Genomic DNA, 14626 nt, shown 5'->3' with positions numbered 1-14626 from the left:
CACCTGCAACCAATCGTTAGACCCAAAGCATTCGTCACAACATCAATGGAGAAATTCGTGAACCAGCCCTTGAAACCCAGATCGTTTTTCACCGTCCCGCTGTCCGTGCTCTTGGCAACCTTCGCCACGGCACTCGGTGCGCAGTCCGTAGAGGCGGCAAAGCCAATGGCGCTTCGTACCATAATGGAAAGACTCGGTCGCGACATGCAAGCCGTCACGGGCGCGATCTCCAAAGAAGACTGGCCGCTGGTCGCCGAGCTAGCACCACGAATCGCCAAGCATGCCGAGCCGCCCATGTCGGAAAAGATGCGCATCCTTGCTTGGCTTGGGGCAGACGCTGGAAAGTTTCGGGGTCTTGATGGACAGGTCCATGACGCCGCGACCGCCATGGGCGAGGCTGCACAGCGGAATGACGGCCAAGCAGTCATCGCGGCTTTCTCCAAGACCCAGCAAAGCTGCCTAGCCTGCCACCAGAGTTACCGTCGCTCGTTCGTGGAAAAGTTCTATGGAAGCCGCTAGCAAGGGATGGCTACACCTGTTGACGGAAGACTAGCTTCTGTCCAATCAATATACCTCGACGCGTTTCAGGTTCCCAGGAAGCCACCCGTGCAGCGATCACGGGTTCCTGCTTCACCCGCGGCAGCACTCGTTGGATCTGACGTTCATGACTCCCGTATGCATGTGGGTCACCAGCACCAGCGGATAACGCAGCACCTCGTCCAGTGAGATACGTTTGTGCTTGAGCAGCGGATGCCATGCCGGCGCCGCGACCATGAGGGGGGGCGCTCCAAAGCGCCTTAGCCACGATGTGGTCACCCACTTCACCAGACTGGGCCCTAGGTCATACAGATCGCCATGCAGCCCCTTGATTTGCTGCGACAGTGACACCTCGAACAGGCGCAACTCGACGTCGGGCTCCTCCTGCCAGCTTAACGCCAGCAAGGTCGGCAAGCGCGACGGGGTGATGCCATCGGACAGCGTAATGCGTTGCTGACCGTGAAAGCCGCTGGCCGCTCCCCTCACGCTGTCGCGGGCTTGCTGCAAGGCAGTGAAGAGGCGCGGCACATGTTACAGGAATTGCTTGTCCGCCCGCGTCAACCGCTTGCTGCGACTGCTCCGGCCGCAGTGCTTCAGCAGCGCGGTTACAGGTGGCGATCTCGAATTCGCCGAACATGCCCATCGACAGTTCATCCGGCGCGATGCCCGCTGGCGCGAACTTCAGACGCTGCGCCGCCGCCCGTGTCGACAGACCAAATCGCTCGCCCTCGGGGAGTGACGTAAGACGCCGCGACTGTCTTCCTCGGGTCGCTGCGGCCACAGAAGATAGCCGAGGCGCGCTGGCGCGAGTGCTCTAGCTAGCCATCCGCCATGACCGCCGCCCGCGTTCAAGCAGCGTTGCAATAACTCCGGACACCATTGCCCGCGTGCTGTGAGCCGGCGACGGCAGCCGCTGCAAGACATGCCGGCCTCTTCTCCGCACGCATGCGGCTCCCTACGATCATAAGGACTGGTCACGTCACGAGGGACTGCGCATGAACTTACGTCATCTTCGCTGTTTCATTGCTGTAGCCGAGGAACTGCACTTCGGTCGAGCCGCTAGGCGGCTGCATATAGAACAATCTCCCCTATCACGCACGATCCGCAAGTTGGAGACAACTCTAGGCGTGACGTTGCTCAGTCGCACGCCGCGGGGCGCAACCCTGACTTGGGCAGGGCGAGTCTTCCTCGACGACGCCCGCCGCATCATGTTGAGCGTTGAGCAGGCAGTGGCCAGCGCGAAGGCTGCTGCCTCCGGTTCTCAGGGCATTTTGCGAATCGCGCTGTCGAGAGACATAGGACGGGCGAGGCTATCAGCACTGCTTGCACTGTGCCGCGAAGAGTCGCCGCAGGTAAACATCCGGCTCTCCGAAGTACCGCTGACCGAACTCGTGCAGGGGCTGAACGCAAATCTGTTCGACGCCGGCTTTGCAATGGTCAATGAAGTGGAGGACGGGATCATTGCTGAGCCGCTGTGGGCCGACCCCTTGGTAGTGATCCTGCCCGCACGGCACCCGCTTGTAGCCTTCAAGGAAGTGCCGTTGCAGGAAGTGGTGAGCTATCCGCTGGTACTTTGTGATCCACGGGCATGCCAAGGTTGCGGTCGGCAGAGCGAACGACTGTTCCGCTCTGTCGATGTCCAACCGATCGTGGCTGAGTATGCCGCTTCTCACGGGCTGATGCTGACGTTGGTGGCCGCAGGGTACGGGCTAAGTTTTTCCACTGCCGCGCACTTGGCAACTTGCCAGCCGGCGGATGTTGTTGTCCGCCCGTTGGCCGGTCAGAGCGCATCGATAACCACCTATCTGCTACGAACCGAGGGTGGCATGACGGAGCCGTTGCAGCGGTTCATCGAACGCGCCGAACGTGTATGTCATCAGGACGCAAGCACATCACGCGCGATCTGACGCAGATCTATCGAAAGGTGCGCGGCTAGTTTTCTCGGATTGCGCGATTCATCTTTGGTCTTGCGGCTGACCCGATCCGCATGGCTCATGCGCTGTACTAATTCCAGTTTCGACGCAATTGCTGCGCCCTTCCGTACTCCGGCACTCGCCTGCGGGCTCGCCGCCGCGGTCATTTCACTGACGCGGAACGCATGAGCTTTTGCTGGTTGCAAACCGGCTCATCCTGTTGACGTATTGGCACTTTACGCCGTTGGAATTCCTACGGAAAACTTTGGCCAGGTTTCGGGTAAAGCGCGGCACCCATGCTTGACTCCAGGGGAGCGCGACCACCAAGCCGCGTGCCGGTCCAAAGGCAAAGCGCCCGCATCATGGTTGAGGAGTTTCAAGCGTAGCAAGATGGAGTTCGCCCTTAGCCGGCCGTCAGCGCCGATGCAACGCTTCCTTCCACGATCCCGGCCGGTCCTGCGCTTCATCCGGATTTCTGGGCAATCGCCTCGCCCACTTGGGCGGTGCGCGTCTGCCAGAGTTCGATCCGACGATGGGACGCACGCGACATGGAGAAATCGAGTTGCCTTGCCTTTGGCGCCAGGATCTACTACCGCCCGATCGAGGCGGCCGTCCGTTGGGCGGGACTGTTGCGCTTTGAGCCGCGGATTCTGGAAACGCTCGGGCCACGTGCCATGCCTGAGCCGAACGACTTTCCGCGCTGGCCCTTGCTGCGCCTTTTCTCCGAGCGCATCTTCGACGCATTGGCACACGATGAGCTTTCTTACGGCAAGGCAGGCATGGCGCAGGAACCTCAGCGCCCCGCACTCGACGATCCTGCGTTGATCGTGCGCCACGTCGACCTGAAGGCGTGGATGTCGCATTACTACCCCGGTGAGCGGCCTCCATTCCTGTTCGACGGCATCGAGCGCGAACTGCATCCTTCGGTGAGCGTCGCCATGCTGAACGTGTTGCTGGCCGATCGCGAGGCCGCCAAGCTGCAGCTTGCCGAACTCGCACAACTACATGCGGCGCTGAAGGCACAGCACGAAGCGTTGGCGAAGGAGCATGCCAGTAGCATTCGTGAGGGCGATGCGAGTGAACCGGGCCTGCGCAGCGAATCGACTTACCTGAACATCATTGGCGGCCTGCTGACATTGCTGTTGGGCAAGTCCCCCGCGGGCTCTGCCTACTCGTCCTTCCGCAACATGGATGCGGTGATCAGTGCGCTACTGGCCCACCATGAAGGGCGGCCCGGCATCAGCGAGCGAACGCTGTGGAGCAAGCTGGCACAGGCGCGTCGCCACCTGGAGGCATCGCGCTGAGCCTGTAACAGCAGACTGCAATTGCAGTTGCGTGTTCTGCAGTTGCAGTGAATCTCGCAGCAGCAGCATATGGAATGCGAGGCACTTTCTGAACAACGCCATCGAGCGTCAAGGAGTGCCTCTCATGTCTTCGCAGACCATCGCGCCGGCCTTGCCGCCCGAGCACCGCATCCTGCGCCGCGCCGAGGTCGAAGCCAAGACCGGCTTCAAGCGCGCGCACATCTACAGCCTGATGAAGGAAGGCAAGTTCCCCAAGGCGCTGCGCCTGGGCGTGCGCGCGGTGGGCTGGGACTCGGTGGAGATCGAACAGTGGATCGCCGATCGCCTCAAAGAACGCGCCTGACGCTTCTTCTCGGTTCATGCCATTCGACGAGGAGAAGCTCATGCAGGTGGTGTCCATCATTTCGACCAAGGGCGGCGTGGGCAAGACCACGACGGCGGCCAACCTGGGCGGCTTCATCGCCGATGCCGGGCTGCGCGTGCTGCTGCTGGATCTGGACGTGCAGCCCACGCTGTCGAGCTACTTCACGCTGGACGTGCGCGCGCCCGGCGGCATCTACGAGATGCTGGCCTTCAACGAGCGGCGCATCGAGCAACTGGTGTCGCGCACCGCGATCGCGGGCCTGGACCTGGTGCTCTCCAACGACGACCGCGGCGAACTGAACACGCTGCTGCTGCACGCTCCGGATGGGCGCCTGCGACTGCGCCATCTGCTTCCCGTCTTCCGCACGCACTATGACTTGCTGTTGATCGACACGCAGGGCGCGCGCAGCGTGCTGCTGGAGATGGCGGTGCTGGCGTCCGACCTGGCGCTGTCACCGGTGACGCCGGAGATTCTGGCCGCGCGCGAACTGCGCCGCGGCACACTGCAACTGATCGAGGACATCGCGCCGTATCGCCACCTGGGCATCGAGCCGCCGCCGCTGCGCCTGCTCATCAACCGTGTGCATCCGGTGTCGTCGAACGCGCGGCTGGTCCAGCAGGCGCTGCGACAGGTGTTCCAGGAACAGGCCGGCATGCAGGTGCTGGACACCGACGTGCCGGCCATCGAAGCCTATCCACGCGCTGCAACACGAGGATTGCCGGTGCATCGGGTGGAGTACCGGCGGCCAGCTGGGCGCACGGCGCCCGCGGCGCTGGACACCATGCGCACGCTGGCCGGCGAGCTGTTCCCCGCGTGGCGGGGGCGCTTCGCGCTGGTCACCGGCCGGGCCGATGCGGGAGGGGCCAGCCATGGCGAGCGCACATGAACTGGCGCGCGGCCGTGAACGGCTGCGCGCGCTGATCGAGTTCGCGCTGGGCGAAGGCTGGCGCGTGGTGCGCACGTCCGGCGGGCACCTGAAATTCACGAAACCAGGCTGCGCGTCGATCTACACCAGTTCGACTGCGAGCGACCACCGTGCCGACCGCAATGCCCGCGCGCAACTTCGCCGCGCCGACCGGCAGGCGCAGGAGAACGGCCGTGGCTGAGCTGACGCCGCAGGACATGGCTGCCAAGCTGCTGGCCACCGGCTTCGAGCGCAGCGGCCCTTCGGCCGCGACCTTGAGCGACCCCATCGCCGACACGCCGATGGTGGTGACGCTGGACCAGTTGCGGCCCTACGACCACGACCCGCGCGTGACGCGCAACCCGGCCTATGCGGAGATCAAGGCGTCCATCCGCGAACGCGGGCTGGACGCGCCCCCCGCGATCACGCGCAGGCCGGGCGAGGCGCACTACATCATTCGCAACGGCGGCAACACGCGGCTGGCGATCCTGCGCGAGTTGTGGAGCGAGACCAAGGAGGAGCGCTTCTTCCGCATTGCGTGCCTGTTCCGCCCGTGGCCGGCGCGCGGCGAAATCGTGGCGCTGACCGGGCATCTGGCCGAGAGCGAGCTGCGCGGCGGGCTGACCTTCATCGAGCGGGCCTTGGGCATCGAGAAGGCGCGCGAGTTCTACGAGCAGGAAAGCGGCCAGGCGCTGTCGCAGAGCGAACTCGCGCGGCGACTGACTGCCGACGGCTATCCGGTGCCGCAGTCACACATCAGCCGCATGAACGATGCGGTGCGCTATCTACTGCCGGCGATCCCGACGCTGTTGTACGGCGGATTGGGCCGGCATCAGGTGGACCGGCTCGCGGTGCTGCGCAAGGCGTGCGAGCGCACCTGGGAGCGGCGTGCGCTGGGCCGCACCGTGACTGTGGACTTCGCCACCTTGTTTCAGGACGTGCTGACGCAGTTCGACACACAGCCGGACGACTTCTCGCCGCAGCGGGTGCAGGACGAGCTGGTCGGCCAGATGGCCGAGCTGCTGGAGGCGGACTACGACACGCTGGCGCTGGAGATCAACGACAGCGAAAGCCGCCAGCGTGCGCTGACCAGCGAACCGGCGGCACCGACGCCACCGGCAGCGCCTGTCGTGCCTGCTGGTCCTCCCCCGCCGGTCTCCGCGCCTCAGCAGCCACCCGCCTCGTCCGTGCCGCGCGACACCACGCCGGTCGCGCCTTCGGCGCCAGCAGCGACACCGCCTGCACCGCTCGAAGCGCCGGAGGACCAGCACGGGCAACGCGACGAGCGCCTGCAAGGGCACATCGTGACACCGGCACCGACCACCGAGCGCCTGCAGTCCATCCAGCGGATGGTCGCGGACCAGCTCGGCGACAAGCTGCCCGACTTCGAGGCCGATGCGCTGCGTGCGATCCCCGTGCAGGTCGGCGGGCTCTATCCCATCTCGGACGTCTGGTACGTCGAGCCGGGGCTGGACGTGCCGGATCGCCTGCGCGGGCACATCGCGCAGTTCGCGCGCGAGATCGGCGAGGAAGCGGCGGTCGCCGACCACATTGAGGCCAGCGTCGGCGGCATCGGCTTCGTCTGCGCGGCGCCGGTTGTGGGCCAGGCGAAGGCGCTGCCGACGTTCGCGCGGGCGGTGCTGACCCTGCTGCATGTGCTGAGTGCGGCTCCGCCCTCCGCGAACGGATTGGACCGCGCGCGGCTGGCCGACGAGCTGGCGGCGCTGCTGCATGGCCACGGCGGCTCGGCCACACGCCTGAGCGATGCTGCGCTGGTGAAGCTGTTCCGTCTGCTGCGCCTGGCGCGCCGGCTGCTGGATCTGGAAGCCGGCGTAGCGAGCCAGGATTCCTGAGCGCAGGAGGCTCCCGCATGTCGGCACCGCACCCACTCAACCAGGCCGTGATCGCCCAGGCCCTGCATGACCTGCGCAACGGCCAGTTGCGCCGCTGCAAGGCCATGGGCTTCGGCGAGGAGGAGCTGGATGCGCTGAAGCACCCCGAACTCGTGAGCATGCTGGTGAATGCCACGGTGTCGTGGTGTTCGGTGTCGGTGAACCGGGAAGTGTTGAAGCGGCTGCTGAGCCAGGTGCACGACGTGGAGCGGGAGATCGCCACGGTGGACCGCATGCTGCGCCTGGGGGCGAGCACGGAGATGGTCAGCAAGTTCTACGGCCTCACGCATCAGGAAGTGGCGCTGCGCCGCGACATCCTCGGGCTGCCCAAGCGCAAGGGCCGGCATCCGGTGCTCGACGAGGCGCAGGACGTGGCCTTGTGGGAGCGCTGGAAGGCCGGCGTCTCCGAGCGCCATATCGCCCTGACCGACGACATGGCGATGCTGGCGCTGACCATGGATCTGGCCGAGGCGCTGAGCCTGCCGATGTCGGTGGTGTGGGCGGCGATACGCAACTGGATCGACCAGGGGCTGGTGTAGGCCATGACCACGGGTGGCGCACCACGGCGCGAAGGTCCGGTTGCGCTGTCGGCGTTGTTCGACGAGGCGCTGCGGCACCTTGAGCCGAAGGAACCGGCGCAGGGCACGGCGCCGAGCCAGGACGGCTTTCTCTACAGCGGCAACCGCCATGAGAGCGTGCCGCGCCGACTGTTCCTCGACCGGCGCCTGACCCCGCTGGAACGCAACGCCTGGCAGGTGTTCCGCCTGCAGCTCAACGACGACGGCGTGACCGCCTTTCCCACCTACGACCAGCTCCGCCCCTATCTGGCGTCCATGCCCTGTGCGGCGCAAGCCTCGCACGAGACCGTGGCGCGCGCCTTGACGCTGCTGCGACTGACGCGCTGGCTCAGCCTGGCGCGGCGGCGGCGCGACCCGAAGACCGGCCGCATCCAAGGCAACCTCTACGTGCTGCACGACGAACCGCTGTCGCCCTTCGAGGCGATGCAGCTCGATGCCGACTACCTCGGCCTGGTCAGCCAGGCGCTGACCCATGCCGCCAAGGCGGTACAGATCGTGGGCATGAACACGCTCAAGGAGATTGCCGAAGACCCGCTGCTCAGCGGCCGCACATTGCCGACCCGCTTGCAGGTGCTGGCGCAGCGCATGGCGCTGCATGGCTGGACGACGCCAGGTTATCCACAGGAGGGTGCGGACCACGAATCCGAAGAAGGCCAGGAAGCCCTTCTTCGGAATGCTGCGCGCCCGTCTTCGGAATCCGAAGCAGGACCGAAACCCGCGCCGGACGGCTCTCTTCGGATTCCGAAGGAGGACCGTACAGTACGTAATGATCGTATAAATGAAGTACGTACAGTACCGCGCGCGAGGGCCTTGCAGAACCTGCGGCTACCCGAGCGTTTCCTGCGCTTGAAGGACGAGCAGCAGGCCGGCGCGCTGGTGGCGCTGCAGCAGGTGGACGAGGCGCAGAGGCAGGCCGTTCTCGACGAGTGGGCGGCACGCTGCCACAACAGCGCGGTACGCAACCCGGCCGGCTACCTGTTTGGCATCATCCAGAAGGCGATCCGCGGGGAGTTCAAGGCCTGGGCCGGAGAAAGTGCATCGGCACCGCCAGCGCCCCCGTCACCTGCGCCCTCGTCACCGCCGGCATCCCGTGCGGCTGACCCCGAGGTCGCACGAGCCTACCTGGCTCAGCTCCGAGAAGCCTTGCGTGATCGCTGATGTTGACTATCCCCAGGGGATAGCTGGAACAGACATCTTTCCGCCGCGCTCGATTGTCGCCCGCCGAATGACAGGCGAAACTGTCGCCTGTGAATCAGACGAGGACAGCCACGCACGAGCCCGGCCGACGATGGACATGACGACTTCCCCCGCCACAAACGCACTGCAACCACTACAGCAAGACGTTCAGCGCTTGCTGGGCAGATGCCTGTTGCGCCTTCAACAATACGAGCGCCTCATGAAAGCCATCGTGGCCCACCACGAGATTTCAGGCCCGGCGCATTCGCTGGAGGCCATTCGCGCAGCGCGGATTGAAGATGCCGCGACCAAGACCCTGGGCACGTTGGTCGGACAACTGTTTGGTTCGTATGTCGTCACCGATGGAAATGGCGGCGAGGAACGCGACGACGATCTTCCCGGCGACGTGATTTCCTTTCGCACGCGCGTGCAACTGAGCCTGTCTGCGCAGGACTACGCCAACACCCAGGCCGACCTCAAAGACCTGGTATCGCTGCGCAACACTCTGGTGCACCACTTCATCGATCAGCACGATCTATGGACCGTGGACGGGTGCCGCGTTGCACAGGACGAACTCGGTTCCGCCTACACGCGCATCGATCAACACTTCGAGCAGCTGCGCGGCTGGGCCGAGCACATGGATCAGGCGCGGCGCCTGGCAGCGGAGTTCGTCCAGTCGGATGTGTTCCACGACCTGGTGGTCAATGGCATCGCGCCGGACGGCACGGTGGACTGGCCGGCCGCCGGCATCGTCCGCGCGCTGCGCGAGGCCGCCGCGCAGTTGGCCGTCGAGGGCTGGACACCCATCGCCGCCGCTGGCCGCTGGATCGCGGACCGGCATCCCGAGCAGCTTCCAGCCAAGTACGGCTGCAGCAGTTGGCGGCAGGTGGTGCATGAGTGCCGCCTGTTCGAGCTTCGCTACCGTGAGGTGGAGGGGCAACGGGCCGCCTGGTACAGACCTCGCGAAGCATAGCCCCGCAACGCGGTCTCACCTCCGCGCGAGCCGCGAACACATCCGCCGAGCTATCCCCAGGGGATAGCCGGCACACACAGCCTTCCGTGCGGAACAAACCGGGCGCGCATGGGCTGCGGTTTGTTGACTGACGGCCTTCCGGCCGATGCCGATGCTGGCGACTCGCCCCTTCACCGCGAGTCGCTCCCATGGCCAACGAACGCACAGAACCCCTGCAACTGAATCTCGGATCGCTGCGCAGCGCGATGTCGCTGACGCTGCACACGCACCACGCTTCGCGCATCTGGCACGGCCGCGCGCCGACCGAGGGGCGCCCCGGCATCATCGGACTCAACGGCTTCATCAGTGCGATGAACAAGATGAAGCGCGGCGCCGAGCAGGACGACCCGTACTCGGACTGGTGGATGTTGCGGATCGAGGACAAACTCGCCGACACCAAGACCCGTCTGCAGACCCTGCGCGAACAGGTGGATCAGGCCTTAGCCGACGTGCCAGCTGCGCTGTCCCTGGGCGAGAATATGAACGTGCAGCCGGTGAAGCTGCCGCTGTTCGTGAACGCCCAGCTCGGTTTCATGGCGGTATATCTGCTGGCCGACTACGACGACCTGGCGCGCAAACTCATCCTGGCGCACCACACGGCGCTGATCGACCGCAGCACCTTGGAGCGCTGGCTCAATGATGGCGCGCACGCGCTGCGCAGCCTGTTCTCGCTCGCCCAGCAGTACCGCTACTCGGGCACGACGCGCGACGACTTCGCGGCGAAGAACGCCGCGGCGCGAGCGGCGCTGGAGAAGTTCGGCGAGCTGCCGCAAGACGTGCTGGAAGGCACGCGCCGCTCGCGCTTCGCGCCACCGATCGCGCGGCGGACGACCAAGCCCGGCACGCCGCCTGCTGCGCCCGCCATCGAGCCCGATGCGCCGGCTCACACGGATGGCGCAGCCAATCCAGCGACGGGTAATGAGGGTGCTGACGCATGACGGCATCGCCCCCCATCAGTCACTCCACGCGCTTCGTGACGCTGGAACAGGCGGACTTCCAGCGGCTGGAACACGCAGGCTACCTAAAAGGCCTTTTACAGCCTTTTAAGGGTAAGGGGAGTCTGGAGACCTGGGCCAGCCAGTGCGCAGCGCTGCGCGACGACGTGATTGGCCTGGCGCAGCGGCGTGTGCTGCCCCAGGCACGCGCCTACCCCTTCAGCCTGCTCGACGTGCAACTGGCCCAGCAGGCCACTGGCGCAGGGACGACCTTCCTGCGCTGGCGCAACCTCGACCGTTCCTCCATGGGCGTGGCGTTGTGGGAGGCCCTGCTGGCTAACCCCGCGACGCCGGCCTCGCTGATCGACGGGCTGTACGCGATCGAACTGCAGCGCATCGTGCTGAACATGCAGATCAGCCTGACCCACAGCATCGCTCGCCAAGCCCTGGAATGCGCCAGCAAGGCCGCCCAGGCCGAAGCGGCTTACCTGCGGCGTGTCCACGGGCATACCGCGGCCGTTCCACCCACCACCAAGGAGTCACCATGAGCACGCACTTCGTCGGCGAGGGCAACATCGGTTCTGCGCCGGACTACCGAGAGTTTCCGAACGGCAACGACGAGCCGCGCCGGCTGCTTCGCCTGAACGTCTACTTCGACAACCCGATCCCGAAGAAGGACGGCGAGTACGAAGATCGCGGCGGCTTCTGGGCGCCCGTGGAGCTGTGGCACCGCGACGCCGAGCACTGGAAGACGCTGTACCAGAAAGGTATGCGGGTGCTGGTCGAGGGCCGCACCGTGCGCGACGAATGGGAGGACGCCGACGAGAACGAGCGCGTGACGTTCAAGGTCGAGGCGCGGCGCGTGGGCATCCTGCCGTACCGCATCGAGTCGGTGGCGCTCAGCACCAAGCCGGCCGGCGGACAGTAATTCGCCCATCGCCGTTCCCCCGAGGGCGGCTGTAGCAACCGTCATACGCCCGCGATGCACCAGCGAGCTATCCCCAGGGGATAGCTCCAAGGTCGTTCACGGAGTTCCAGCCGCCCTCCCGAAACGACGCTCTTGCTGTGCCAGCTCCTGCGGTCTATGCACACCGCTGCGGCAACGGGCCGCCTGCCGATCACAAAGCGGTGTCTGCATCAATCGGCTTCCTTGCTGCCGGCATCTCCTGGCCCCGCCAAGCTGACGCCCATCCGATGAACCGCACATTTCCAAGGAGGCTTCATGCGCGTGTTCCTGTGCGAGAAGCCGTCCCAGGGCAAGGACATCGCCCGTGTGCTGGGTGCCGTTCAACGCGGCAACGGCTGCTACAGCGGCGCGGGTGTCGTCGTGACCTGGTGCATCGGTCATCTGGTGGAGGCGGTTCCGCCCGAAGGCTACGGCGAGCAATACAAGCGCTGGGCCATCGAGCAACTGCCCATTCTTCCCGAGCGTTGGCGTGTCGAGTCCAAGGCGGCGACCGCAGCGCAATTCAAGGTCGTGCAGCAGCTCGTCGCCAAGGCGGGCGAGCTGGTGATAGCGACCGACGCCGACCGCGAGGGCGAGATGATCGCCCGCGAGATCATCGACCTGTGCGGCTACCGCGGGCCGATTCAGCGCCTGTGGCTGTCGGCGCTCAACGATGCGTCGATCCGCAAAGCGCTGGGTGCGCTCAAGCCGTCCGCCGAGACGCTGCCGCTGTATTTCTCCGCACTCGCCCGATCGCGCGCCGACTGGCTGATCGGGATGAACCTGAGCCGCTTGTTCACACTGCTGGGGCGCCAGGCCGGCTATACCGGTGTGCTGTCGGTGGGGCGCGTGCAGACGCCGACGCTGAAACTGGTGGTGGACCGCGACCGCGAGATCGCGCGCTTCGTCTCCGTGCCGTATTGGGCCGTGGACGTGCTGCTATCCCATGCCGGCCAGTCCTTCACCGCGAGCTGGATACCGCCCGAAGGCAGCACCGATGCAGCGGGTCGCTGCCTTCAGCAGCCGGTGGCGCAGCAGGCTGCGGATCGCATTCGCGCGGCACGCGATGCGCAGGTCGTGTCGGTGGACACCGAGCGCGTGCGCGAGGCACCGCCGCTGCCGTTCGACCTGGGCACCTTGCAGGAAGTGTGTTCGCGTCAGCTCGGCCTCGATGTGCAGGAGACGCTGGACATCGCGCAGGCGCTGTACGAGACGCACAAGGCGACGACCTATCCGCGCAGCGACTCGGGCTATCTGCCGGAAAGCATGCTCGCGGAAGTGCCGGCGGTGCTCGATGCACTGCTCGTCACCGATCCCAGCCTGCGGCCCTTGATCGGCCAGCTCGACCGCAACCAGCGTTCGCGCGCCTGGAACGACGGCAAGGTGACGGCGCACCACGGCATCATTCCCACGCTAGAGCCCGCCAACCTGTCGGCCATGAACGAGAAGGAGCTGGCCGTCTACCGGCTGATCCGCGCCCATTACCTCGCGCAGTTCCTCCCGCACCATGAGTTCGACCGCACGGTGGCGCAGCTCGCTTGCGGCGGCCAGTCGCTCCTGGCGGTGGGCAAGCAGATCGCCGTGATCGGCTGGCGCCAGGTACTGGCGACGCCGGGTCCGGACGATGCCGATGGCGAGGATGCGCAGCGCAGCCAGGTGCTGCCCGCCCTGCATGCGGGCCTGTCCTGCCCGGTCGGGAAGGTGGATCTCAAGGCGTTGAAGACGCTGCCGCCCAAGCCCTACACGCAGGGCGAGCTGATCAAGGCCATGAAGACCGTCGCCAAGTTCGTGACCGACCCGCGGCTGAAACAGAAGCTGCGAGATACCACCGGCATCGGCACCGAGGCGACACGCGCCAACATCATCAACGGTCTGATCGGTCGCGGCTACCTGGTCAAGAAAGGCCGCGCCGTCCGCGCTTCCGACGCGGCATTCACGCTCATCGACGCGGTGCCCTCGGCCATCGCCGACCCCGGCACCACGGCGGTGTGGGAGCAGGCGCTCGACATGATCGAGGCCGGCCAGATGGCGCTGGACACCTTCATCGAGAAGCAGGCCGTGTGGGTCGGCCAGCTCGTGCAGCAGTACCGCGGCGCAACGCTCTCGCTCAAGCTGCCGCCGGCGCCGGCCTGCCCGCAGTGCGGCGCACCGATGCAGCAGCGCACGGGCAAGAGCGGCGCGTTCTGGTCCTGCTCGCGCTACCCGGACTGCAAGGGTACGTTGCCGATCGAGTCCCCGACGGGCCGGCGCAGCGCACCGCGCAAGCGGCGCGCTGCCTCCAAGGCGTCCTGATCCTCGCTTCCCCCTGCCGCGCCGGCCACTTCACTGGCGGCGAGGCAAACGTCCCGCACCGCGCGGGACTCCAAAGCGCGCGTCTCCTTCTGCAACGGTGTGCGCGCCCCGTCTGCCCGCCATCGGGCGACGGGGCGAGAAGGTCATTGCTCCACGAATCGCGCCCGCCGCCATTCCCTTGATCGGTGTGCCTTGCCTCGGTCATGAGGGGCTTCCTGACGCCTTGCCGCCGCGCGAGCCGTGAGGAGGCCCCTTGGGCCGAGGGTATTCCGTGCCGGTGCCCGCCGGCGGAACAACGGGCTCCCTTTGTGTGTGGATGCACGCCAGAGGATTCCGGCCCCAGCCACGAAACGGGCCGGGTGCGATTGCTGACGCAGCGAACGGCTTTGACGACGGCCCGCGCTGACGCAGCCCACAGGTGGTTTTCCTTCCTCTCCAGCCGAAGGCCCGGGTGGCCTTCGGCGCCCTGGTCCTTGCCTTGTCCCGTGACGCGGGCCTGCCCTAAAGCGGGCCGTCCGCGATTCGGTTTTCCCTGCGACGGCAGCCATGCTTCGCGCCCATCCTCACGCCATGCGTTGCTGACAGTCGTCAGCGGCATGCCCTGGCAGTCCCGGTCTTCAAGACTGCAACGCGGTTCGCCGCGTTGACCGATCCAGTCCGCTTCGCATCGCCCACCGCGGACGCTCGCCGGCCTGGCGACGATGCACTTTTCTCAACCACCCGAGGGGAACCCCATCCCCTGCGGGATGCGTGCTCCCCGACCCACCAAGGAG

The 14626-nt window shown here is 66.0% G+C and carries 15 protein-coding genes; 14 read left to right on the top strand and 1 reads right to left on the bottom strand.

The genetic code is table 11. From position 1 onward, the window contains the following. Positions 1-57 precede the first annotated feature (57 nt). Positions 58-519 (top strand): cytochrome c, encoded by a 462-nt coding sequence (locus ACW11F_RS08105; protein ID WP_023443928.1) that lies wholly within the window; start codon positions 58-60, stop codon positions 517-519. A 111-nt stretch (positions 520-630) separates the two neighbouring features. Here the strand turns inward: ACW11F_RS08105 and ACW11F_RS08100 are convergent, their stop codons facing one another. After that, positions 631-1065 carry a LysR substrate-binding domain-containing protein gene (locus ACW11F_RS08100; protein ID WP_456996355.1) on the bottom strand — a complete coding sequence of 145 codons (435 nt, stop codon included), beginning with the start codon at positions 1063-1065 and terminating at the stop codon, positions 631-633. Between the two features lie 467 nt (positions 1066-1532). Here ACW11F_RS08100 and ACW11F_RS08095 point away from each other — a divergent pair, with 467 nt between their 5' ends. From ACW11F_RS08095 to ACW11F_RS08035, 13 genes are all read left to right on the top strand, one after another. Next, complete coding sequence (locus tag ACW11F_RS08095; protein ID WP_013721842.1) at positions 1533-2444, top strand: LysR family transcriptional regulator; 912 nt, start codon at positions 1533-1535, stop codon at positions 2442-2444. A 509-nt stretch (positions 2445-2953) separates the two neighbouring features. Next, positions 2954-3754, top strand: a complete 801-nt coding sequence (locus ACW11F_RS08090) for an ATP-binding protein (RefSeq protein ID WP_446678075.1) — start codon at positions 2954-2956, stop codon at positions 3752-3754. 124 nt (positions 3755-3878) lie between these two features. After that, on the top strand, positions 3879-4097 hold the full coding sequence (locus tag ACW11F_RS08085) for an AlpA family transcriptional regulator (protein ID WP_004255100.1): 219 nt from the start codon (positions 3879-3881) through the stop codon (positions 4095-4097). Positions 4098-4137: 40 nt separating this feature from the next. After that, a complete protein-coding gene (locus ACW11F_RS08080) occupies positions 4138-5004 on the top strand; it encodes a ParA family protein (protein ID WP_151610059.1) in 867 nt (288 codons plus the stop codon). Continuing rightward, a complete protein-coding gene (locus ACW11F_RS08075; protein ID WP_013982111.1) occupies positions 4988-5224 on the top strand; it encodes a type II toxin-antitoxin system HicA family toxin in 237 nt (78 codons plus the stop codon). The genes ACW11F_RS08080 and ACW11F_RS08075 overlap by 17 nt, the downstream gene beginning before the upstream one ends. After that, positions 5217-6875, top strand: a complete 1659-nt coding sequence (locus ACW11F_RS08070; RefSeq protein WP_456996354.1) for a ParB family protein — start codon at positions 5217-5219, stop codon at positions 6873-6875. The genes ACW11F_RS08075 and ACW11F_RS08070 overlap by 8 nt, the downstream gene beginning before the upstream one ends. A gap of 17 nt (positions 6876-6892) precedes the next feature. Beyond that, complete coding sequence (locus tag ACW11F_RS08065; RefSeq protein ID WP_003141063.1) at positions 6893-7453, top strand: DUF2857 domain-containing protein; 561 nt, start codon at positions 6893-6895, stop codon at positions 7451-7453. A gap of 3 nt (positions 7454-7456) precedes the next feature. After that, positions 7457-8650, top strand: a complete 1194-nt coding sequence (locus ACW11F_RS08060; RefSeq protein WP_151609306.1) for an STY4528 family pathogenicity island replication protein — start codon at positions 7457-7459, stop codon at positions 8648-8650. A gap of 238 nt (positions 8651-8888) precedes the next feature. Continuing rightward, complete coding sequence (locus tag ACW11F_RS08055) at positions 8889-9641, top strand: OST-HTH/LOTUS domain-containing protein (protein ID WP_023101518.1); 753 nt, start codon at positions 8889-8891, stop codon at positions 9639-9641. 188 nt (positions 9642-9829) lie between these two features. Beyond that, positions 9830-10618, top strand: a complete 789-nt coding sequence (locus ACW11F_RS08050) for a PFL_4669 family integrating conjugative element protein (protein ID WP_134275097.1) — start codon at positions 9830-9832, stop codon at positions 10616-10618. Beyond that, complete coding sequence (locus tag ACW11F_RS08045; RefSeq protein ID WP_456996353.1) at positions 10615-11163, top strand: DUF3158 family protein; 549 nt, start codon at positions 10615-10617, stop codon at positions 11161-11163. Before ACW11F_RS08050 ends, ACW11F_RS08045 begins: the two co-directional genes overlap by 4 nt. Then, on the top strand, positions 11160-11543 hold the full coding sequence (locus tag ACW11F_RS08040; protein WP_003141056.1) for a single-stranded DNA-binding protein: 384 nt from the start codon (positions 11160-11162) through the stop codon (positions 11541-11543). The genes ACW11F_RS08045 and ACW11F_RS08040 overlap by 4 nt, the downstream gene beginning before the upstream one ends. A 294-nt stretch (positions 11544-11837) precedes the next feature. Beyond that, positions 11838-13853, top strand: a complete 2016-nt coding sequence (locus ACW11F_RS08035) for a DNA topoisomerase III (RefSeq protein WP_456996351.1) — start codon at positions 11838-11840, stop codon at positions 13851-13853. Positions 13854-14626 lie beyond the last annotated feature (773 nt).

This window comes from Luteimonas sp. e5 (assembly GCF_054031035.1).
The sequence above is the reverse complement of the archived record's forward strand: the minus strand, read 5'-3'. Positions and strand labels throughout refer to the sequence as shown.